19 protein-coding genes are annotated in these 21,376 nt (G+C 59.5%); all 19 read left to right on the top strand.

The window, feature by feature from the left end; genetic code table 11:
- Positions 1-261: 261 nt before the first annotated feature.
- The gene (locus AM571_RS30550; protein WP_074064700.1) at positions 262-2,823 is read left to right on the top strand and encodes a GcvT family protein; all 2,562 of its coding nucleotides are present in this window, start codon (positions 262-264) and stop codon (positions 2,821-2,823) included.
- Positions 2,824-3,205: 382 nt separating this feature from the next.
- Positions 3,206-3,904, top strand: coding sequence for a CerR family C-terminal domain-containing protein (locus AM571_RS30555; RefSeq protein WP_074064701.1), 699 nt, complete (start codon positions 3,206-3,208; stop codon positions 3,902-3,904).
- Positions 3,901-4,911: a secretion protein HlyD gene (hlyD, locus tag AM571_RS30560; protein ID WP_074064702.1), complete on the top strand. Its 1,011-nt coding sequence runs from the start codon at positions 3,901-3,903 to the stop codon at positions 4,909-4,911. Before AM571_RS30555 ends, hlyD begins: the two co-directional genes overlap by 4 nt.
- On the top strand, positions 4,908-6,650 hold the full coding sequence (locus AM571_RS30565) for an ATP-binding cassette domain-containing protein (protein WP_074064703.1): 1,743 nt from the start codon (positions 4,908-4,910) through the stop codon (positions 6,648-6,650). The genes hlyD and AM571_RS30565 overlap by 4 nt, the downstream gene beginning before the upstream one ends.
- Positions 6,647-7,795 carry an ABC transporter permease gene (locus tag AM571_RS30570; protein ID WP_155774558.1) on the top strand — a complete coding sequence of 383 codons (1,149 nt, stop codon included), beginning with the start codon at positions 6,647-6,649 and terminating at the stop codon, positions 7,793-7,795. The genes AM571_RS30565 and AM571_RS30570 overlap by 4 nt, the downstream gene beginning before the upstream one ends.
- Positions 7,796-8,908 (top strand): ABC transporter permease, encoded by a 1,113-nt coding sequence (locus AM571_RS30575; protein ID WP_074064705.1) that lies wholly within the window; start codon positions 7,796-7,798, stop codon positions 8,906-8,908.
- Positions 8,909-9,378: 470 nt separating this feature from the next.
- On the top strand, positions 9,379-10,704 hold the full coding sequence (locus AM571_RS30580; protein ID WP_074064706.1) for an ABC transporter substrate-binding protein: 1,326 nt from the start codon (positions 9,379-9,381) through the stop codon (positions 10,702-10,704).
- Positions 10,705-10,805: 101 nt separating this feature from the next.
- Positions 10,806-11,771 (top strand): carbohydrate ABC transporter permease, encoded by a 966-nt coding sequence (locus tag AM571_RS30585; protein ID WP_196776363.1) that lies wholly within the window; start codon positions 10,806-10,808, stop codon positions 11,769-11,771.
- Positions 11,768-12,721, top strand: coding sequence for a carbohydrate ABC transporter permease (locus tag AM571_RS30590; protein WP_074064708.1), 954 nt, complete (start codon positions 11,768-11,770; stop codon positions 12,719-12,721). Before AM571_RS30585 ends, AM571_RS30590 begins: the two co-directional genes overlap by 4 nt.
- The gene (locus AM571_RS30595) at positions 12,718-12,930 is read left to right on the top strand and encodes a hypothetical protein (RefSeq protein WP_074064709.1); all 213 of its coding nucleotides are present in this window, start codon (positions 12,718-12,720) and stop codon (positions 12,928-12,930) included. The genes AM571_RS30590 and AM571_RS30595 overlap by 4 nt, the downstream gene beginning before the upstream one ends.
- A gap of 3 nt (positions 12,931-12,933) precedes the next feature.
- On the top strand, positions 12,934-14,031 hold the full coding sequence (locus AM571_RS30600) for an ABC transporter ATP-binding protein (RefSeq protein ID WP_074064710.1): 1,098 nt from the start codon (positions 12,934-12,936) through the stop codon (positions 14,029-14,031).
- Entirely contained in the window at positions 14,024-15,031 is a 1,008-nt protein-coding gene (locus AM571_RS30605) for an ABC transporter ATP-binding protein (protein WP_074064711.1), read from the top strand. The genes AM571_RS30600 and AM571_RS30605 overlap by 8 nt, the downstream gene beginning before the upstream one ends.
- 52 nt (positions 15,032-15,083) lie before the next feature.
- Positions 15,084-16,739: a dihydroxyacetone kinase subunit DhaK gene (locus tag AM571_RS30610; protein WP_074064712.1), complete on the top strand. Its 1,656-nt coding sequence runs from the start codon at positions 15,084-15,086 to the stop codon at positions 16,737-16,739.
- A 28-nt stretch (positions 16,740-16,767) separates the two neighbouring features.
- Positions 16,768-17,382 (top strand): dihydroxyacetone kinase subunit DhaL, encoded by a 615-nt coding sequence (dhaL, locus tag AM571_RS30615; RefSeq protein ID WP_074064713.1) that lies wholly within the window; start codon positions 16,768-16,770, stop codon positions 17,380-17,382.
- Positions 17,379-17,780 carry a dihydroxyacetone kinase phosphoryl donor subunit DhaM gene (dhaM, locus tag AM571_RS30620; RefSeq protein ID WP_074064714.1) on the top strand — a complete coding sequence of 134 codons (402 nt, stop codon included), beginning with the start codon at positions 17,379-17,381 and terminating at the stop codon, positions 17,778-17,780. Before dhaL ends, dhaM begins: the two co-directional genes overlap by 4 nt.
- Positions 17,780-18,124 (top strand): HPr family phosphocarrier protein, encoded by a 345-nt coding sequence (locus tag AM571_RS30625; protein ID WP_074064715.1) that lies wholly within the window; start codon positions 17,780-17,782, stop codon positions 18,122-18,124. Before dhaM ends, AM571_RS30625 begins: the two co-directional genes overlap by 1 nt.
- Positions 18,108-19,712, top strand: coding sequence for a putative PEP-binding protein (locus AM571_RS30630; protein ID WP_074064716.1), 1,605 nt, complete (start codon positions 18,108-18,110; stop codon positions 19,710-19,712). The genes AM571_RS30625 and AM571_RS30630 overlap by 17 nt, the downstream gene beginning before the upstream one ends.
- A gap of 1 nt (position 19,713) precedes the next feature.
- Positions 19,714-20,124, top strand: a complete 411-nt coding sequence (locus AM571_RS30635) for a hypothetical protein (protein ID WP_074064717.1) — start codon at positions 19,714-19,716, stop codon at positions 20,122-20,124.
- Between the two features lie 59 nt (positions 20,125-20,183).
- Entirely contained in the window at positions 20,184-21,179 is a 996-nt protein-coding gene (locus tag AM571_RS30640; protein ID WP_074064718.1) for a dihydroxyacetone kinase subunit DhaK, read from the top strand.
- The last annotated feature ends 197 nt before the right edge of the window (positions 21,180-21,376 follow it).

The raw sequence follows: 21,376 nt of genomic DNA on the forward strand, positions 1-21,376 counted from the left end.
ATATTGGGAAAAAGTTGGGCCTGCAATCCCGCGAGCACGAAGCCGCTCGACCATCGTCCACAGGAACATACCGGTGGTCCGTGAGGCGAGCTGCGAGAAGGCATCGGGAAAGAGGCTGCGGAGTAAAGGAGAATGGCTTCCGCCAATAGGTCTTGAACAAGCGAGACTTTTGACGGATCGCTACATTTTTATGTCGTGGATCGACTGTAGTTGCGTCATTGCGTGTACTAGATTCGACGGAACAATTCGAGGGTACATGTGATGGCAGAATTTCCACAGAAAGCGAAAGTCGTAATTATTGGGTTGGGCGGCATTGTCGGCGCGTCGATTGCGCATCACCTGATCGAACGTGGCTGGGACGATATCGTCGGCATCGACAAGTCGGGAATCCCTACCGACATCGGTTCAACGGCGCACGCCTCCGACTTCTGCTACACGACCAGCCATGACTATCTCTCGGTCTGGACGACGCAATACTCCATCGATTTCTACGAAAAAATGGGCCATTACGCCCGCATCGGCGGCCTGGAGGTTGCACGCACCGGCGACGACACATGGATGGAGGAGATTAAGCGCAAGCTGACCTCGGCTAAGGCCTTCGGCACCCGAGCATATTACGTCAGCCCGGCCGAGATTAAGGAAAAATTCCCGCTGATCGAGGAGAGCATGGTCCAGGGAGGCCTGTTCGATCCTGATGCCGGCCTCGTCATTCCACGCTCGCAGACCGTCGCGGGCAAGTTGGTCGATGCTGGCGAAAAGGCCGGCAAGCTCAAGGTTTTCGGCAATACGCCCGCCAAATCACTGATCGTCGAGAATGGCCGCATCAAGGGCGTCGTCACCCATCGCGGCACGATCATGGCCGATCATGTCGTCGTCTGTGCCGGCATCTGGGGTCGCCTGATCGCCGAAATGGTCGGCGAAGACCTTCCGGTCATGCCGGTCGACCATCCGCTGACATTCTTCGGCCCCTACAACGAGTTCGAAGGCACGGGCAAGGAAATCGGCTTTCCGCTTTTGCGCGACCAGGGCAATTCCGCCTACATGCGCGATACCGGCGACCCGAAGACCACCGAAGGCGGCCAGATCGAATGGGGCTATTACGAAACGACCAATCCTCGCCTTTGCCATCCGCGCGACATACTGGAGAAGCATGAAGCTCGCCTCTCGCCCTCGCAACGCGACCTCGAAATGGAGCAGATCCTCGAGCCGCTGGAGCGCGCCATGGAGCTCACCCCGATCCTCGGCGAACTGGGCTACAACGAAGGCCATTCCTTCAACGGCCTCTTGCAGGTCTCTGCAGCTGGCGGCCCGTCCTGCGGCGAAAGCCAGAAGGTTCGCGGCCTCTGGTACTGCGTCGCCATCTGGGTCAAGGACGGGCCAGGCTACGGCAAGCTGATCGCCGACTGGATGACGGACGGCCGCACAGAGATCGACCATGCCAGTATCGACTATGCGCGCTTCTACCCGCACCAGCTCGAGGAAAACTTCATCGAGAGCCGTACGTTCGAGGCTGCCCAGAAGATCTACTTTCCCGCCATACATCCGCGCGAGCCCTATGCCACCGGACGCAACGTCAAGCGCTCGCCCTTCTACGAGCGCGAGGTGGAGCTCGGCGGATACTTCATGGAACTCGGAGGCTGGGAACGCGCGCACGGCTACAAGGCCAACGAGCATCTGCTTGAAAAATATGGCGAGCGCGTTCCGGTTCGCGAGAACGAGTGGGACAACCGGCACTTCTGGCGCGTATCGAATGCTGAACATCTCGCCATGAGCGAGGATTGTGGAATCGTCAACCTCAGCCACTTCTACATGTTCGACGTCGAAGGCCCGGACCATGTGGCGCTGATGGAATGGATCTGCGCGGCCAAGATCGGCGGTGATGCCAACATCGGAAAGGGAATCTACACGCATTTCCTAGACGACGAGGGCATGGTCCGTGCCGACTTGACCGTGATCCGCATGGCCGACCGCTGCCGTGTCATCGACGGCGCCGATGCCGGCCCGCGCGATTTCCATTACGTGAAGCGGATCGCAGAAGACAAGGGCTTCAACGTGACCGTCACTGATGTGGCAGAGAAGTACGTCACCATCGGCATCTGGGGTCCCAATGCGCGTGCAACCCTGAAAAAGGTCGTCGCCGATCCGGCCGGCCTTGATCCCGACAACTTCGCCTTCGCGGCGATAAAGCCGATCGAGATTGCCGGCAAGTCCGTCACTGCCTTCCGCATTTCCTATGTCGGCGAGCAGGGCTGGGAACTGCACATGAAATACGAAGACGGCCTTTCTGTCTGGGATGCGCTGCGCTCCACCGGCGTCATGGCCTTCGGCGTGGAAACCTATGCCAATTCCCGCCGCATGGAAAAGAGCCTGCGCCTGCAGAACGCCGATTTGCTTACGCAGTACAATCTGATCGAATCCGACCTCGCCCGTCCGAAGGTCAAGGAAGCCGAGTTCCGCGGCAAATCCAAGCATCTGGAATACAAGGCTCGCGAGCACCAGCCGGCCATGCTCTGCACGCTGGTGATGACAGACAATGTCGACAGGAGCGGAGTTGCCCGCTACCCGGTAGGCTCATTGCCGGTCATGGATCCGGCCACGGGCGAAACGCTGGTCGACGAACTCGGCCGCCGCTCCTATACGACGTCGATTGCCTATGGCCCGACCATCGGCAAGAATATCGCGCTGGCATTTCTGCCCTGGTCCTATTGCCAGGTGGGCCGCGGGCTAAACGTCGATTACTTCGGCGAGATCTATCCCGTCGAAGTCGTCGCCGTTGGCTACAAGCCGCTTTACGACCCCGAAAATTCGAAGCCCCGGAGCTGACGTCAAGGGCAACGGGCTGAGGAAACCCGTTGCCCCGCCCCATGACGGGCCGAGGCGCTACGACGGGATCGTTGGCGCCAACCACAAAAGCTGTGATGGCCACCCTCAAGTAACCGATCTGTGCCTGCCGCCAGAAAGAAGCGCCGAGTAAACGACGCGGCGTGCGATCTTACGTCGTCGCAGTCCCTTGCAATTCGCTTGCTTTCATCATGACTGTGGCAGCGATGGCCCCACCCCATCCGACCCTTGATCCACATTACGTTTTCGGTAGCAACAACACTGCGCGCCATCGTCTTCCTTTAGCGCCATCCTTGGCCATTTTCGGCAGGCCTCCTATAATTCATTCGATTGACTTACAATAGAATGCGTATATCATGTCTTCATGAACGAAAATCCTGACAAAAAAGTCGAGGCATCCCGAAGCGAGGTTACCCGCGAGAGACTGCTTGCGGCGGCGCTTGACGTATTTGGCCGATACGGCTTTGACGGAGCCAGTACGCGCAAGCTTGCCGACGCGGCAGGCGTCAACCTGCAAGCCATCCCCTATTACTTCGGCAGCAAGGAGGGGCTCTACGTCGCAACGGCCGATCACCTGGCGGGAATTGTCGCCGGACATGTCGCCGGCATCCGCCATCGCGTCGGCCGCCATCTTGCGCAAATCGATGCGACGAACACGCCTTTGAATGCTTCGCAGGCACGGCTCTTTCTGACGGAGATCGTGGAAACGATGATCGTTCTTTTCGTCAGCAAGGAATCGGAGGCCTGGGCCCGCTTCATCATCCGCGAGCAGCTGGAGCCGACGGCGGCTTTCGAAAGGGTCTATGCTGGCATCATGGGACCGGTGATCAACATGGCACGGCGGCTCATCGGGACGATTTTGAAAGAAGACCCCGCCTCCGAGAACATGCGTCTGCGCACTCTCTCCTTCGTCGGCAGCCTTCTGGTTTTCCGGATGGCGAACGCTGCAGTGCTCGCGCAGATGGAATGGAATTCCATCGGCGAGGAGCAGATCGCAACGCTGCGGGCCCACGCGCGCAGTCTTGTCGCGCTGCTCGAACCTGCGAAAGGAGAAACAGAATGAACAAGCTCGTTCCGGCTGCGATCCTTCTCGCCAGCGCAGCCGCAGCCGGCTGGTGGTTCGACGCGCCGTCGAGGCTCGGCTGGGGCCCGCAAGATCCAGGGGAGTTCACCCTCTATGGAAATGTCGATATCCGCCAGGTCTCGCTCGCTTTCCGGGTGAGCGGCCGGCTCGAAGAGGCACGCGTCGACGAGGGCGATACTGTCAAGCGCGGTGCTATTCTGGCGCGGCTGGACAACGAACCTTACGACTATGCGGTCCGTTCGGCGCAGGCAAACGTCGCCGCGCTGCGTGCCACACTCGACAAGCTCAAGGCCGGTCCACGGCCCGCTGAGATCGCGCAGGCAAGCGCATCTTACAACGAAAGCCTTGCTGACCTGAAAAACGCCAATCTCGCTTACGACCGCGCCCGGCAGCTGCGGCCGCAGGGTACGGTTTCTCAAGCGGGTCTCGATCAGGCAACGGCCGCAAGGGCAATGGCTGCGGCACGTGCGGAATCGGCAAATCAGGCGCTTGTTTTGTTGAGGGAAGGCAGCCGCGCCGAAGACATCGCAGCCGCGGCGGCACAGTTGAAAGCGGCCGAAGCCACTCTAGCAACGGCGCAGACATCGCTTGACGATACGGAGCTTCGGGCACCCAACGACGGCATCATCTTGTCGCGGATCAAGGAGCCCGGGGCGATCGTATCGTCCGCCGATGCAGTCTATGTGCTATCGCTGACCGAGCCTGTATGGGTCCGCAGTTATGTTGCAGAAGCAGAACTCGGACGGATTTATCCGGGTATGAAGGTCAAGGTCACGTCCGACACCAAACCGGATCAGGCCTATGAAGGCAGGATCGGCTTCATTTCACCGGTTGCGGAGTTCACGCCGAAATCCGTCGAGACGCCGGAACTTCGAACCGACCTCGTCTATCGTCTGCGCGTCGTCATCGAAAGGCCCGGGCTGGATCTTCGCCAGGGCATGCCGGTGACGCTGCGCCTTCCATCGTTGCAGGCAGCGACAAGATGAGTGCGCCAGAAAGTCCTCGCGATACCGCCGAACTCGTTCACCTGAAGGACGTTACCAAGCGGTTCGGCGAGGCAAAGCCGGCGCTCGATGCAATTTCGGCCTCGATCCGCGGCGGCGAGATCACCGGGCTCGTGGGACCCGACGGAGCAGGCAAGACCACGCTTATCCGCCTGATGACCGGTCTCATGCTGCCGGAAGAAGGTACGGTCAAGGTGCTGGGCTTCGAACCGCCTGACGGATCGGCTGCCATCCAAGCTTCGATCGGCTACATGCCGCAGCGCTTCGGGCTTTATGAGGATCTGTCGGTCCAGGAGAATCTTGAACTCTACGCCGAGCTTCGCGGGTTGCCAAAACGCCAACGAGCGGCGACCTTCGATGAACTTCTGACCTTCACGGATCTGAAACGCTTCACCGGCCGTCTCGCCGGAAAGCTTTCGGGCGGCATGAAGCAGAAGCTGGGCCTTGCTTGCGCGCTTTTGAAGAAACCCCGCCTTTTGCTCCTTGATGAGCCCGGCGTGGGCGTCGATCCGATTTCCAGGCGCGACCTTTGGAAGATGGTCGAGAATTTGACAGCAGAAGGCATCGGTGTCGTCTGGTCGACGGCCTACCTCGACGAGGCCGAGGCCTGCGATCGCGTCCTGCTGATGAATGAGGGCAAGCTGCTTTTCTCCGGTAAACCGAAGGATCTGACGGACCAGGTCAAAGGCCGTGTCTTTCGGTTGACCGGTGTTTCTGGTCGGCGCCGTCAGCTGCTTGCGAAGCTTCTCGACGAGGACGGCGTTATCGACGGTGTTATCCAGGGCGAAGCGATCCGGCTGGTAACCGCTACCGGCCACGATGGCCTGTTTGCCGCAGCCGGTGTCGCAAAAGTCAGCCCCACTGAACCGCGCTTCGAAGATGCTTTCGTCGACATGCTGGGTGGAGGGCCAGGTGGTCGCTCGAGGCTTGCAGAGGCGCAGAAACCTGTGACCGGCAAGGACGACAGCCCGGTGATCGTAGCGAAAGGCCTTACCAAACGCTTCGGCGACTTCACAGCAGCCGACGACATTACGTTCGACATCCCGCGCGGCCAGATATTCGGGCTGCTCGGGCCGAACGGCGCGGGCAAATCAACGACATTCAAGATGCTGTGCGGACTTTTGAGGCCGACGAGCGGCGAAGGAAAGGTGGCCGGTTTTGATCTGCGCCGCGATGCAGCAGAGGCACGTAACCGCCTCGGCTACATGGCGCAGAAATTCTCGCTTTATGGCGATCTCAGCGTCGCTCAGAATCTTGATTTCTTTGCCGGCGTCTATGGATTGAGCGGCCCGCGCAAGCGCGAGCGCACGCAGCTGATGACGTCCATCTTCGATCTTCAATCGCGTCTTGCAATGTCCGCAAAGGACCTGCCGCTCGGGCTCAAGCAGAGGCTGGCGCTTGCCTGCGCCGTTATGCATGAACCTGAGGCGCTCTTTCTCGACGAACCCACATCAGGCGTCGATCCGATCACGCGCCGCGAATTCTGGACACATATCAACGGGCTCGTGGAAATGGGCGTCACAGTCCTCGTCACCACGCATTTCATGGACGAGGCCGAGTATTGCGATCGCATTTCGCTGATTTATCGAGGCCGTTCGATCGCACTCGGTACGCCGGACGAGCTGAAGGCGCGTTGTTCAAATGCGGACAACCCCGATCCGACGATGGAGGACGCGTTCATCGCGCTTGTTCAAGCCTGGCAGGAGAGGATTGCGGCATGACGTTCCCTCCCCCCGCGCCAGTGTCCCGCTCCAGCCGATACCGTCGTTTTGCAGCATTGGTTCGCAAGGAGTGCCTTCAGGTCGTTCGTGATCCGAGCAGCATTCTGATTGCATTTGTGCTGCCGCTCATCCTGCTTTTTCTATTCGGTTACGGCGTTTCGCTGGACACGACGCGGACGCGGGTCGGATTGGTCCTCGAAGAAACAACACCGCTGACGAATGATCTTGCCGCAAGCTTCCAGGCATCCCGTTATTTTTCCGTGACGACCGGCCGCGACAGGCGGCTCTTCGCACAAGACCTGGTAGTTTCCCGCATCCGCGGCATCATCGTCATCCCGGCGGGTTTTACGCGGAACTATGCAGCAGGCAATCGGCCGCAGGTCCAGGTAATCGTCGACGGTTCCGATCCCAACACCGCCAATTTCGTGCAGAATTATGTCCAGGGCGCTATGACAAATTGGCGCCTCCAGCAACAGTCCGAAATGGCCGCGAGCGCGGTGCCGATTTCGGCCGAGCAACGCTTCTGGTTCAATCCAGAACTGACCAGCCGGTCATTTCTGGTGCCAGGCTCGATCGCAATCGTCATGACGCTGGTTGGAACGCTTTTGACATCGCTGGTCGTTGCCCGAGAATGGGAGCGGGGCACGATGGAAGCGATGATGGCAACGCCGGTAACGGCCGCCGAGTTGCTTGCCGGAAAGATACTTCCCTATTTCCTGCTCGGCCTTTCATCGATGACGCTTTGCGTGCTGCTTGCGGTCTTTTTGTTTGGCGTTCCATTTCGCGGTTCCATCCTGGCGCTTTATGCCCTGTCGGCCGTTTTCCTCATGCCGGCGCTCGGCCAGGGCCTGCTGATTTCCGCTGCCACCAAGAACCAGTTTCTTGCCTCGCAGCTGGCGCTGATTACCGCTTTCCTTCCCGCTTTCCTGCTTTCCGGTTTTCTCTTCGAAATCAATTCAATGCCGAAACCAATCCAATGGATCACCTTCATCGTGCCGGCGCGTTACCTGATACCCAGCCTGCAGACGGTGTTCCTGGCCGGCGATATCTGGCCGATGTTCCTCCATGCAATCGCGGTGATGTTTCTGATCGGCTTTGTCTTGTTCCTGCTTGCCGCCCGCAGCACCAGAAAGAGGATTGCTTAAATGTGGTGGACGCGTGTGAAAGCGCTCATTGTCAAGGAACTGCTGGCAGTGCTCCGCGATCCGAAAGGCCGTACCATCCTGATCGGTCCGCCGATCGTGCAGCTCCTTGTCTTTTCCTATGCAGCAACGCTCGAGGTTCGAAATGTCGATGTGATGCTCCTCAGCCGCGACAGTGGATATTGGGGGCAAGAACTCGTGCGGCGCATCGAGGGTTCACCGACATTTCGCCAGGTGCTCATCGCCGCCACGCCCGCCAGCGTGCGGGATGCTATCGATAGACAGAAGGTCACAGCCGCAATCGAAATTGGGGCCGATTTCTCACGCAAGATCGAGGCAGGAGAGCCGGCCCATCTGCAGGTCATTCTTGATGGCCGGCGCTCCAATGCGTCGCAGATCGTTTCGGGATACATTGCGCAGATTGTCGCGACATTATCCGCCGAGACGCCTGCAGGTGTGCGAGGAGCTGTCCGTTCCGTCACGACAGTGCCGCGCAACTGGTTCAATCCCAACCTGATCTTCCAATGGTTCATGGTGCCGAACCTGATCGCCAGCATCGCGCTGCTCATCGGGCTTATCGTCACCGCCCTTTCGATCGCTCGTGAACGCGAGCTCGGTACCTTCGACCAATTGATGGTCTCGCCGCTTCGCACCCATGAGATCCTGATCGGTAAGCTTGTCCCACCGATGATGATCGGGCTCTTTCACATGACGGTCTATATCCTAGCGGCGATCTTCATCTTCGCCGTGCCGCTGCGCGGTTCGCTGCTGTTTCTTTACGGCAGTTCGCTCTTCTATCTCGCGTCGGTCGCCGGTCTGGGGCTCTTCATCTCCGCCTTGTCGATGACGCAGCAGCAGGCAATTCTCGGCGCCTTCCTTTTCATGGTGCCGGCGATGCTTCTTTCAGGCTTTGCAACGCCGATTGAGAACATGCCAGACTGGCTGCAGCCGGTCACGCTAATCAACCCGCTGCGGTATTTCCTGGTGATTGTGAAGGGCATCTTCCTCAAAGACATGCCCTTGATGGAGGTGTGGCACCAGACATGGCCGCTTTCCGCGATTGCCGCCGGAACCTTGAGCGCAGCCTCGTGGCTGTTTCGCCGAAGGCTCGAGTAACATCTTCCCCCGCTTGCGCGGCTCGGCAGGCCGAACAGGTCTGCCAGGTGTGGCGGGGATTGACCCAGCACCGGTATCCGCCCCGTTCTTCGAGCCTGTAGGCCACCAAGGTTTCAAAGCCTTGCCAGCCCTGTTCGAGGATCGCCGGATTGAGGCTCGCCTTCTGGCAGATGACGCTTCCGGGCGCGTCCATGGTTCCCCAGGCGCTGCGCGACTCTTGGCCGTGGCGAGGTCTTACAGCACGACCGTTTTGAAGCGACGGGCGATATCAACTGGCCTGTGCCGCCAATCGGCGCAGGGGGCGCTTGGCATGTGTACCGCCTGCGATTTTGCCGCTTGCATTGTTTACTAAAATGAGTTTTACTAAACACATTGCTAAACATGAACATCGTGAAGTTCATGTAAGCATTCCTTGGAAGTGGGTGAAGTTGCGACGCCGGTGGGAGCCGGCCTGGTTCTGGGAGGAACTTATGCAAAGGAAATCGAAAGCCCTTCTCGGGCTGGCCTCGACGCTCATGCTGTCGTCGGCATTGCCCAACCTTGCAATAGCCGATGAACTGACACTGTGCTGGGCCGCCTGGGACCCCGCCAACGCGCTCGTGGAACTGTCAAAGGACTTCACGGCCAAGACCGGCACGACGATGAAGTTCGAGTTCGTCCCTTGGACGAGCTATGCCGATCGCTTTCTCAATGAACTCAACTCTCACGGCAAGCTCTGCGACCTGATTATCGGCGACAGCCAGTGGATCGGCGGTTCGGCGGAAAATGGCCACTACGTCAAGCTCAACGACTTTTTCGACAAGGAAGGCATCAAGATGGATGACTTCGTGCCGGCAACAGTCGTCGGTTACTCCGAATGGCCGAAGAACACCCCGAACTACTGGGCGCTTCCGGCGATGGGCGACGTTGTCGGCTGGACCTACCGCAAGGATTGGTTCGAGCGTCCCGAACTGAAAAAGGAATTCAAGGAGAAATATGGCGCGGATCTCGTCGCGCCGAAAACCTATGGTCAACTGAAGCAGATCGCCGAATTCTTCCAGAAGCGCGAAATTGACGGAAAGACCGTCTACGGCGCTTCGATCTATACCGAGCGCGGCTCGGAGGGCATTACGATGGGCGTGACCAACGTCCTTTATGATTGGGGTTTCCAATATGAAAACCCCAAGAAGCCCTACGAGATGGAAAGCTTCGTCAATTCACCCGACGCGGTAAAGGGCCTTGAATTCTACAAGTCCCTTTACGATTGCTGCACGCCGCCGGGCAGCTCAAACGTCTACATGGTCGAATCCGCGGATGCCTTCAAATCCGGGCAGGTCGCCATGCAGATGAATTTCGCCTTTACTTGGCCCGGCCTTTACAAGGATGAGAAGGTCGGCGGCGACCGCATCGGCTTCTTTCCTAATCCTGCCGAGAAGGCGCACTTTGCACAACTCGGCGGCCAAGGCATCTCGGTGGTTTCCTATTCCGACAAGAAGGACGCCGCGCTGCAATACATCAAGTGGTTCGCACAAGCTGATGTGCAGGCCAAGTGGTGGGAGCTCGGCGGCTTCTCCTGCTTGAATTCCGTCGTCAATGCACCCAGCTTCGCCGGCAGCCAGCCCTACGCCCAGGCGTTTCTGGACTCCATGGCAATCGTCAAGGATTTCTGGGCCGAACCGAGCTACGCTTCGCTTCTCCAGGCCATGCAGAAACGGGTTCATAATTATGTCGTTGCCGGCAATGGGACCGCTCAGGAAGCGCTCGACGGCTTGGTGAAGGATTGGACCCAGGTGTTCGAGGATGACGGCAAGATCTAGTGCGTGGCTGGACACGTGGAGTTCTTGTCTGGACGGCGGTCCGGATCGGCAAAGGAGCCGGGCCGCATGATGTCCCACATAAGCAGAGACCAGGTGACATCTTGAACATTTCCAACTCCATCGTCGAGAAGGCAGCGGATGCGACTGCAAAGGTAACGCCGATTTCGGTGGTCCGGCGCGTCCGCGGCTTGTCCGATCGAGCGATAGCATGGCTGTTCATCGCCCCCGCTATCGTCCTGTTGCTCGCGATCAACATTTTTCCGCTCATCTGGGCAATCTATCTTTCCTTCACGAACTATCGTGCCAACCGGCCGAATGCCGCTGTCGAAGGGGTGGGTTTGAGAAATTACGAGCGCGTCCTGACTGATCCGGACATCTGGCAGGCGATGCAGACGACGGCGCATTTCGTCTTCTGGACGATTGTGCTGCAGACCGTTATCGGCTTCACACTCGCCTACCTGATCGATCGCAAATTTCGCGGCCACGCCTTCTGGACGACCATCATCTTGATTCCAATGATGCTGTCTCCGGCTGTGGTCGGCAATTTCTGGCGTTTTCTGTACGAGCCGCAGATCGGTCTTTTCGCCTATGCAGTCTCCTGGCTCACCGGCATTGCGACGTCGGATATTCGGATGCTCGGCGACGTTTCGCTTGCGCCTTGGGCAATCATTATCGTCGATACCTGGATGTGGACGCCCTATGTAATGCTGATCTGCCTCGCCGGCCTGCGCTCGATCCCGGACTATATCTACGAAGCCGCAGAGGTCGACCGTGCCTCCCCATGGCGGCAATTCTGGTCGATCACGGTGCCGATGGCGCTGCCTTTCATCATGCTCGCCGTCCTGTTCCGCGGCATCGAGAACTTCAAAATGTTCGACATGGTAACGCTTTTAACCGGCGGCGGGCCTGGCTCGGTTACTGAAGTCGCCTCGATCACGCTGAAGCGAGCGGCCTTCGAGAGCTGGGCCACCGGCCGCGCCTCCGCCTTCGCTATCGTTCTCTTTGTCGCGGTATTCGGTCTCGCCAACATCTACGTCAGGGCCCTTAACAAGGTGAAGCAACGATGAGCTGCGCGAACTCCGCCCATTCGGTCGTTGAGCCGAGCTTCACCAGCAAGCGGATCGCCGGCGCGATCGTGATCCTCTACGCGCTGATCACTCTGATACCGCTGGTCTGGATTTTCCTGACCAGCATCAAATCGCCTCCAGATTCCATCAGCTACCCGCCGAAAATCGTCTTCACCCCGTCACTTGAAGGCTACTGCAATCTTCTGACCACGAGAACGCGGCAGACGCCTGAATACATCGCTTCCTTGCCCGAGCCGACAGGCACCTGCGACGAGGTGACTCGCAAGCGCAATATGGTCATCGCCGGCCCCTCGAATTTCTTGCCGCGCTTCTTCAATTCGCTGCTGATTGCGTTCGGATCAACTTTTCTCGCCGTCTTGCTCGGCACGATGGCCGCCTACGGCTTTTCGCGCTTCCGGGTGCCGCTCGCTGACGATCTTTTGTTCTTCATCCTGTCAACGCGCATGATGCCGCCGATCGCCGTCGCGATCCCGATCTACCTAATGTACCGGGAGCTCGGGCTGTCCGACACTGCATTGGGGATGATTCTGCTTTACACGGCGGTCAACGTGTCGCTCGCAGTCTGGCTGCTCAAGGGCTTCATCGACGAGATCCCCCGTGAATACGAGGAGGCCGCGATGATCGACGGCTACACCCGGCTGCAGGCCTTCCGGAAGGTCGTGCTGCCGCAGGCAACGACCGGGATCGCCGCAACCGCCATCTTCTGCCTGATCTTTGCTTGGAACGAATATGCCTTCGCCGCACTTCTGACATCAGGCAGCGCGCAGACTGCACCGCCATTCATCCCGACGATCATCGGCGAAGGCGGGCAGGACTGGCCGGCTGTTGCCGCGGGAACCACCATCTTCCTGATCCCGATCCTGGTCTTTACCATTCTCCTGCGCAAGCAGTTGCTGCGCGGCATCACCTTCGGAGCGGTCCGCAAATGATGAACATGATCGAAACGCCCCGCCCTGCCCGTCCGAAACGTCCCTTTTTCCTGCGGCGCGGTCCGATGGAAAACATCGCAACCGTGGTGATTGCAGCAGGTTTCGTGATGCTGTTTCAACCTTTCCTGCTGGTGGTCTACACATACTCGCTGGTCACACTGCTGACAGGGACCGCCCTGTTCATCGTCGTCTCGAAATTTCCGGAGTGAACCATGGCGGAGATCAGGGTAGAAAATGTCCGCAAGCAGTTCGGCAGCTTCGCTGCGGTCGAAGACTCGAGCTTCGTCGTCCATGACGGCGAGTTTCTTGCCCTGCTCGGGCCATCCGGCTGCGGCAAGACGACCACCCTTCGCATGATCGCCGGTCTTGAACTGCCGACCAGCGGCAAGATCTATCTCCACGGCGAAGACGTCACCTTCAATCGCGCCAGCGCCCGCGACATCGCCTTTGTCTTCCAGCTCTTTGCGCTCTATCCGCACATGAACGTGCGCCAGAACATCGGCTTTCCGTTGCTATCTCAAGGGATGCCGAAGGCTGAAATACGCGAACGCGTCCAGGAGACCGCGCGCCTGCTACAGATCGATCATATTCTCGCCAGGTCCGTCTCCGGGCTTGCCGGTGGCGATCGCCAGCGTGTGGCGCTCGCCCGCGCCATCGTGCGGCGCCCGAAATGCTTTTTGATGGACGAACCGCTCGGTACACTCGATGCGGAGTTCCGCGAGGTCATGGTTCATGAGCTGCGCGAGTTGCACAACCGCATCCACGCGACGACGGTCTACGTCACGCACGATCAGCATGAGGCGATGGCGATGGCAGACAAGATCGCCGTCATGAACCATGGCGTCATAGAACAATTCGGGACGCCACAGGAAATTTACAGCAAGCCTGCGACCATGTATGTCGCGGATTTCATCGGCTCTCCACCGATGAATTTCATCCGCTTCACCTGCGGCCTTAAGCAGGGAGACCGATCGATCTCTCTCGATGGCGTCGATGTCGCCGTTCCCGAGATTCTCCAGGACTTGAGGGTCGGCGAGCTGGCGCTTGGCGTGCGGCCCGAGCACATCCGCTTCAGCGATGCCTCCGACCTGCGCGGCGCCGTATATGGCAGCGAGTATCTTGGAACAAATCAGATCGTGGCGATCGAAACCCGCAGCGGACTGATCAAAGCCCGCGTTCCGGCGAACCGCAACTTTCGCATCGGCGAAACGGTCGGTCTCGAATTCAATCCTGCCAATCTTGCGCTCTTTGACTGCCAGTCGGGCCGTGCGGTCGCTTCATCGCTCTATTCGGAGGTCCGTAATGGCTGATGTCGTTCTTAGAGATCTCAACATGCGTTTCGGCGACACGCAGGCGCTCAGCAACCTCAATCTGACGATCCGCGATGGCGAATTCGTCGTGCTGCTGGGGCCGACTGGGGCCGGCAAGACGACGACGCTCCGTCTGATCGCCGGTTTAGAGCGGCCCGACAGTGGCCATATCGAGATCGCCAACCGCAACGTTGCTGGCCAATCCCCTGCCGAACGCGACGTGGCATTCGTGTTCCAGCAATATTCGCTTTATCCACATATGACGGTTTACGAAAATCTTGCCTTTCCCCTCAGGGCGGCGGTTCGAAAGATGAGCAGCGACGAGATCGATCGGCGCGTTCGCGAAATTGCACAGATGGTGAGGATCGATCATAAGTTGGAAAACCGCTCAACGCGTCTTTCCGGCGGAGAGATGCAGCGCGTTGCAATCGGCCGCGCGCTGGTGCGCGAACCAGCCATCTACCTCATGGACGAACCGCTTTCGTCTCTCGACGCCAAGCTTCGGGGGGAGCTTCGACTGGAACTCAAGCGCATTCAGAGGGAACTGGGCTCGACCCTTCTCTATGTGACCCACGACCAGATAGAGGCCATGACGATGGCGGACCGCATCGGCATTGTCGCCCAAGGCAGGCTCCTGCAGGTCGGCACGCCTCGGGAAATCTACGGCAATCCCGCCAGCCTTCACGTTGCAGCCCGTCTCGGGCAACCGCATATCAACCTGCTGCCTGCCGACCTGCTTCCTGGCGCAAGTCCTCCAAAGGGTACGAAGACAATCGGCGCACGCACCGAGCATCTCGAGATCATTGTCGCCAAGGATGCAAACGCAGAGGTCGATTGGATCGAGCACTTGGGCGACCAGAACCATCTGCATATCCGTGTTCGTGATCACAAGCTCGTCACGCTTGCAGATCCATATCTGTCAATCAGACCGGGCGACAGGATCAATCTTAAACTCCGCGACCCGCTCTATTTCGATGCGAGCGGACAGCGGCTGGCTTGAACCGAAGATACTGAGCAACGCAGGCATGCGAAAAACAGACGGGTCTCAATCAATGAAACATTTCTTTAATCGTCGGGAAGACATCGTCACGGACGCTCTGGACGGCCTGCTGCTCACAAGCGGCCCGGGCCGCCTTGCCCGTCTTGATACATTTCCCGAAATCAAGGTGATATTGCGCGCGGACTGGGATCATTCGAAAGTGGCAATCATTTCAGGCGGCGGTGCGGGGCATGAGCCTTCGCACGCCGGGTTCGTCGGCAAGGGCATGCTGACGGCAGCGGTATCTGGGGAGATATTTGCTTCGCCGAGCGTCGACGCGGTCCTGACGGCGATCCGCGCCGTTACCGGACCCCGCGGAGCCCTGTTGATCGTCAAGAATTATACCGGCGACCGCTTGAATTTCGGGCTTGCGGCCGAAAGGGCCCGCGCCGAAGGTTTCGACGTTGAGATGGTCATTGTTGCAGACGACATCGCGATCCCGGATATCATCCAACCGCGTGGCGTCGCCGGCACCTTGTTCGTTCACAAGATTGCCGGATATTACGCCGAGATCGGAACGGATTTAAAGACAGTCGCCGCACGTGCTGCATCCGCAGCAACCGATACCGTCTCGCTCGGCATGTCGCTTTCGACTTGCAGTGTACCCGGCCAGTTGCATGAGGACCGGCTTGGCGCGAACGAAGGCGAACTTGGCCTTGGTATCCACGGGGAACCAGGCGTCGAGCGCATCGCACTTCAACCGGTCGCCGATATCGTTGCCGCAATGACCGGGCGGCTTGCCGCAAAGGTGGACGATTCGCGAAGCCATGCCCTTCTCATCAACAATCTTGGCGCCGTCCCGCCTCTCGAAATGGGCCTGATTGCCAATACCGTCCTGTCTTGCCCTCTCGCACGCCGTGTCAAACTGATTGTCGGGCCGGCGCCGATGATGACGGCGCTCAACATGAACGGTTTCTCGCTCTCCCTGATCCCGCTGGATGACGCGCGCGAGGTCGCTTTGAAGGCCCCGGTCGACCCGCATGCCTGGGTACCTGCAGTCGAACATCGTGGGATCAATGTCATTGCAGGTCCCCAAAGCGGCGCCGTTGCGGATAAAACGGCCGCAGCCAGCGACGACGGCCATAGCCGTCGCCTGATAACAGCGCTCTGCGAGCACCTGATTTCGCTCGAAAGCGAGCTTAACCGCTTGGACGGCCGCCTCGGCGACGGAGACACTGGCTCCACGGTCGCAACCGGCGCTCGCAGCGTGCTTGCCCGTATTGACACCCTGCCGCTCAAGGAGCCCGCCGCCACCCTGGCTTCGATCGGCGACATTCTGAGTATGAGCATGGGGGGCTCGAGCGGCGTTTTGCTGTCGATCTTCTTTACCGCCGCAGCCAAGGCTATGGCGGATAAAGCCGATATCGCCGCGGCCCTTCTTGCCGGCCTTGATCGGATGACGTTTTATGGTGGAGCCGGGATCGGCGACCGCACCATGGTCGATGCGCTGGCCCCGGCGCTTGCAGCACTTACCTCCGGCAACCTCGCGGCGGCGGCGAAGGCGGCTGTGGCAGGCGCGGAATCGACCAAGTCGATGAAGAAGGCAAAGGCTGGACGCGCCTCGTATGTCGGGGAGGAGGATCTGAAAGGAGTGCCTGACCCTGGTGCGGTGGCGGTCGCGGGCGCATTCGAGGTCGCGGCAGCCATTGCGGCGACAGCCATGGCGTAAAAACGTGCCGCCGTTGGGAGGACATGAGGTGCAGGCAGAACCCGTGCTTGTTTTGGGACTGATCGAAGCTTGCCGGGCGGTCATCACGGCAAACACCGATCACCTTTGCGCGCTCGATTGCGCGATTGGAGATGGAGACCACGGCAGCAACATGCAGCGAGGATGCGAGGCGGTGAGCGCGCAAGGAACTGCCCTTTCCAACCTCCCCTTGCCTGATGCCGTGGAAAAGATAGGAATGACTTTGGTGATGAATATCGGCGGTGCTGCGGGTCCTCTTTACGGGACACTGCTGATGGAAATCGGCCGGGAGCTGCGGGCACGGGACCGGACTGACGATTTCGCGATCGTGCTGAAAAAGGCGATCGATGCGGTTGCAAGGCGCGGACGTTCGCACCAAGGCGACAAGACGCTGCTCGACGTGCTCTATCCGGTACAGGATGCGCTTGCCCGATCTTCGACGCTGATCGATGTCGCGCGGCACGCCGAACGCTCCGCCAGCCTGACCGCCGCCATGCGGGCCAGGCGCGGCCGCGCCTCTTATCTCGGCGATCGTTCGATCGGTCATGTCGATCCGGGTGCATCAAGCTGCGCGCTTTTGACTACGGCTATCTGCCATTATTTCGGGGAGAACCATCGGGCATGACGACTGGAAACACCGCAAACGTCGGAATCGTGATCGTCTCCCACTCGCCGTTGGTCGCGCGAGGTATTGCCGACATGGTGCGGCAGATGGTCGGTGACTGCGTGCCGCTCGCCTGGTCGGGAGGCAATGTTCGCGGAGAGCTCGGCACCGACGCTGGCGGCATCCTGCAGGCAATCGAGACGGCCTGGTCGGATGCAGGGGTCGCCGTCTTCGTCGATCTCGGTGGGGCGGAAACAAACAGCGAAATGGCGATCGAGATGCTCGGCGCGCCGCGCTCGGCGCTCGTTGCGATCTGCAACGCCCCTTTGGTGGAAGGCGCCGTCATCGCGGCGGCGGAGGCCTCCGGCGGCGCTTCGCTGTCAAAAGTCGTCGCTACGGCCGAGGAGCTCTCGCCCTGATGAGCAGTGAATTTCGAATAGAGACGACGGAGACTACACGATTGCATGTCAGCTACCAGACGGACGTGGAGGTCAAGCATGCTGTTGGACTGCACGCGCGCCCGGCCGTGACATTCACCCGGCTTGCAAAGTCGTTCCCATGTTCGATCGAAGTCGCCGTGAACGGCAGCGATGTCTGGCTGAACGGCAAGAGCATTATCAAAATCATGAGCGCCAGAATCCGCAAGGGATCGGTTCTACGCATAAGAGCGGACGGCATTCTGGCGGAAGAGGCAGTCAAGGAATTGAAGGAACTTGTCGAACGCAACTTCGACGAGGACAAGAAACATGGCCGAACGGGATAGCCTAAAAGCAACGAGCGCTTCTTCCGGCGTCGCCTACGGACCGGCGCATTTGGCAGAAATGCCTGTTGCCGCCCCTTCGTCACTGCAGCCTGCTTCAGGATATCAGGCGCTCATCGACGCCATCGAAGCATCGGTCGGCGAGCTTGAAGCCCTCGCCGCAAGGTCGGACGCCGAAAGCCGAGACATCATCGATTTTCAGATCGAGGTTCTTCGCGACCCGACGATAGCGGAAACAGCCGAAGCGCGTATGGATGCCGGAGAAAATATCGTCTTTGCGTGGGCAGGTACGCTCGACGACTACATCGGCGAATTGGAGACGGCAGACGAAGAGCAGGTACGGGCGCGCGCCGTCGATATCCTGGACATCAAGAACCGCGTGCTCTGCGCGTTGGCCGGAGCACCCATCGCGGACTTTCCGGCAGGCTCGATCTTTGTTGCCAGGGATATGGAGCCGAGCCGCTTCCTGGCACATGATTGGTCGCAGGGCGGAGGCATCGCGCTGTTTAATGGCAGTGCCATCGGCCATGTCGCGCTGCTCGCACGGGCGAAATCGATCCCCATGGTCGTCAACACAGGGCATTTCAACGTTACGGAAGGCGATGATATTCGGGTCGATGCAGACAGCGGTGCAATCACCATCCATGCCGATGGTGCAGGCGCCGAATCGGCTTCGACGAAATTGATTTCCATGTTCACGGACGCAAGTCCTTGTGACAATGGTGAGGTGCGCACGGCCGATGGGACGAAGATCCTGCTGTCGATCAATGTAAACGACCCGGCCGATCTGGATTCAGTTGAGCCGGTGACAACGGCCGGCGTTGGCCTGATGCGGTCGGAATTTGCGGTCTCGTCGGTCGCGGAGGCGGCGAGCGAAGAGAAGCAGATCGTCATCTATCGTCACGTCCTGAAATGGGCGGCTGGCAAGCCTGTGACAATTCGCATGCTGGATATCGGCGGCGACAAGCCACTTGCCGGGCTCAGTGTGCCACCTGGCGGACCGGCAACGGATCTGCGGGGCATCCGTCTCCTGCTCGCACACCCCGAAATTGCGCGCGTGCAAGCACGCGCCCTGCTGCGTGCCGCAGTCCACGGCGATCTTCGCGTGACGCTGCCGATGGTCACCTTTCCGTCAGAGATCAACGAGATGCGGAGCATATTCCGTGAGGAAGCCGAACGGCTCTCCAGCCGCGGCATGCCTCACCCCATCCCGCCGATCGGCATGATGGTGGAAGTGCCGGCCGCTGCACTGATGCTTGACACCTTTGAAACCGCTGATTTTTTTTCACTCGGAACCAATGACCTCACACAGCAGCTCGCCGCCTCCACTCGCGATGGCGCCAACTCGATGACCTTTCATCGCGCTGCCATACCGGCGCTGTTTCGTTTTCTTGAAGGAGCGATGCGACTTGCGGCAAAGGGCGGCAAACCTGTCAGCATCTGCGGAAACATCGCGGGCGACCCCCAATGGCTTCCGGGATTGCTTGCGATCGGCTTGCGGCACTTTTCCGTGGCGCCCGTACAGCTTCCCGCGATAAGATCGGCGATCGTCGGGTTGAGAGCCGATGGAACAAAGGCAGCCGGAGATTAAGATGGCGCGCGACGACACCGAGGACGCCATTATCGCCTACAAGTCCATCCTGGCGCAGATCATCGACAATCGTCCCTCCGGCACACGTCAGCGGCTTGCCACGGAGCTCGGAAAGCACCGTAGCTTCGTTACGCAAATTACAAGTCCGACCTACGCGACACCGCTGCCGGCCCGGCACTTGGCGACGGTTTTTCAGGTGTGCCACTTCAGTGCCGCCGAACAGGAGCGTTTTCTGGACGCCTATCAAACGGCGCATCCGGGGAAACTTCCGGAGCTGGGCCATGCCGAAAAGTTGCGGCAATTTTCCATCATGGTTCCGGATTTCGGCGACGAGAGGAAGAACCGCCTGCTGGAGGAGGCCATCTCCGATCTGGTGCAGAAGATCGCCGCCCTTTGCGGAGGAACGGATTAATCGGAATTTCGCGGACCGGCTAAGGACCGCAAACATATCGCCGCCTTGGGGAGGGCTGGATGAAGAGGTTCATGAACACTGCGCAAACCATGGTCGCTGAAAGCCTGGAAGGCTTCGTGCGCGCCCATGGGGAATTGGTCGTGTTCGGCGCAGGGCGAAAATGCGTCCGCCGTCGACACTTCACACCAGGTAAGGTCGCAATCATCTCCGGAGGGGGCGCCGGTCACGAGCCTATGCATATCGGATTTGTCGGCAAGGGGATGCTGGATGCGGCCTGCGTCGGGCATATTTTTACCTCGCCGACGCCTGACCAGATCGTGAGCGCCATAGAGGAGGCGGACACAGGAGCCGGATGCCTGCTCATCATCAAGAATTATGACGGCGACATCATGAACTTCGAGATGGCGATAGAAATGGCCGCCAACCGCCACAGGATCGAAACTGTCATCGTCAGCGACGATATCGAGACAGGAAGAGCTGATGAAGGCCGAGGACGCCGCGGTGTCGCAGGCACGCTGATCTTCGAGAAAATCATCGGTGCGGCGGCGGAACGGGGCCTGCCGCTCGCCGAATTGAAGCGGATCGGCGCCCGGCTGGACGGACGTGTCCGGACAATGGGAGTGGCGCTCAACGGGGTCACGATACCACAGATCCAGCGCACGACATTTTCAGTGGACACGGACGAAATGGAAGTGGGCGTCGGCATCCATGGAGAGCCGGGCCGTTCGAGACAACGCCTCCTGGCCGCTGACGACATCATCCGTCATCTCTGCGAAACAATCTCGGCAGACATCTCCATCCAGCCGGATACGAAAGCCTTGCTCTTCGTCAACGGCCTTGGCAGCACGCCGCCGGCCGAACTCTATCTTGCCTACAACGCCGCTCACCGTTTCATGGAAGAGCGGCTGTTTCACATTAAACGCGCACTGGTCGGCACCTATGTCACCTCCCTCGACATGCAGGGACTGTCGGTCACACTGGCTTTGCTGACCGACGATGAGATCGCATTGTGGGACTCGCCTGTGGCGACGGCAGCGCTGAATTCGTCGCCTTGACTGGGCATGCCGCCGTCTCACGCCACCCGCTGAGCGCTCGGCGCATTTGTCCAAAGGAAGGGCAACCGTCGCAAACCGGCAGGCATTCCATACCATGGACGATCATCAAAAATGTCGCGATGCTGGACGTCGCGCGTCTGGTCGTGCGCCGAACGGGCGAACCTCATGAGCCGTTGAATGGGATCGTCAAGAGACCG

Origin of the sequence: Rhizobium etli 8C-3 (genome assembly GCF_001908375.1) — a bacterium.
In the GTDB taxonomy this organism is placed as follows: domain Bacteria; phylum Pseudomonadota; class Alphaproteobacteria; order Rhizobiales; family Rhizobiaceae; genus Rhizobium; species Rhizobium etli_B.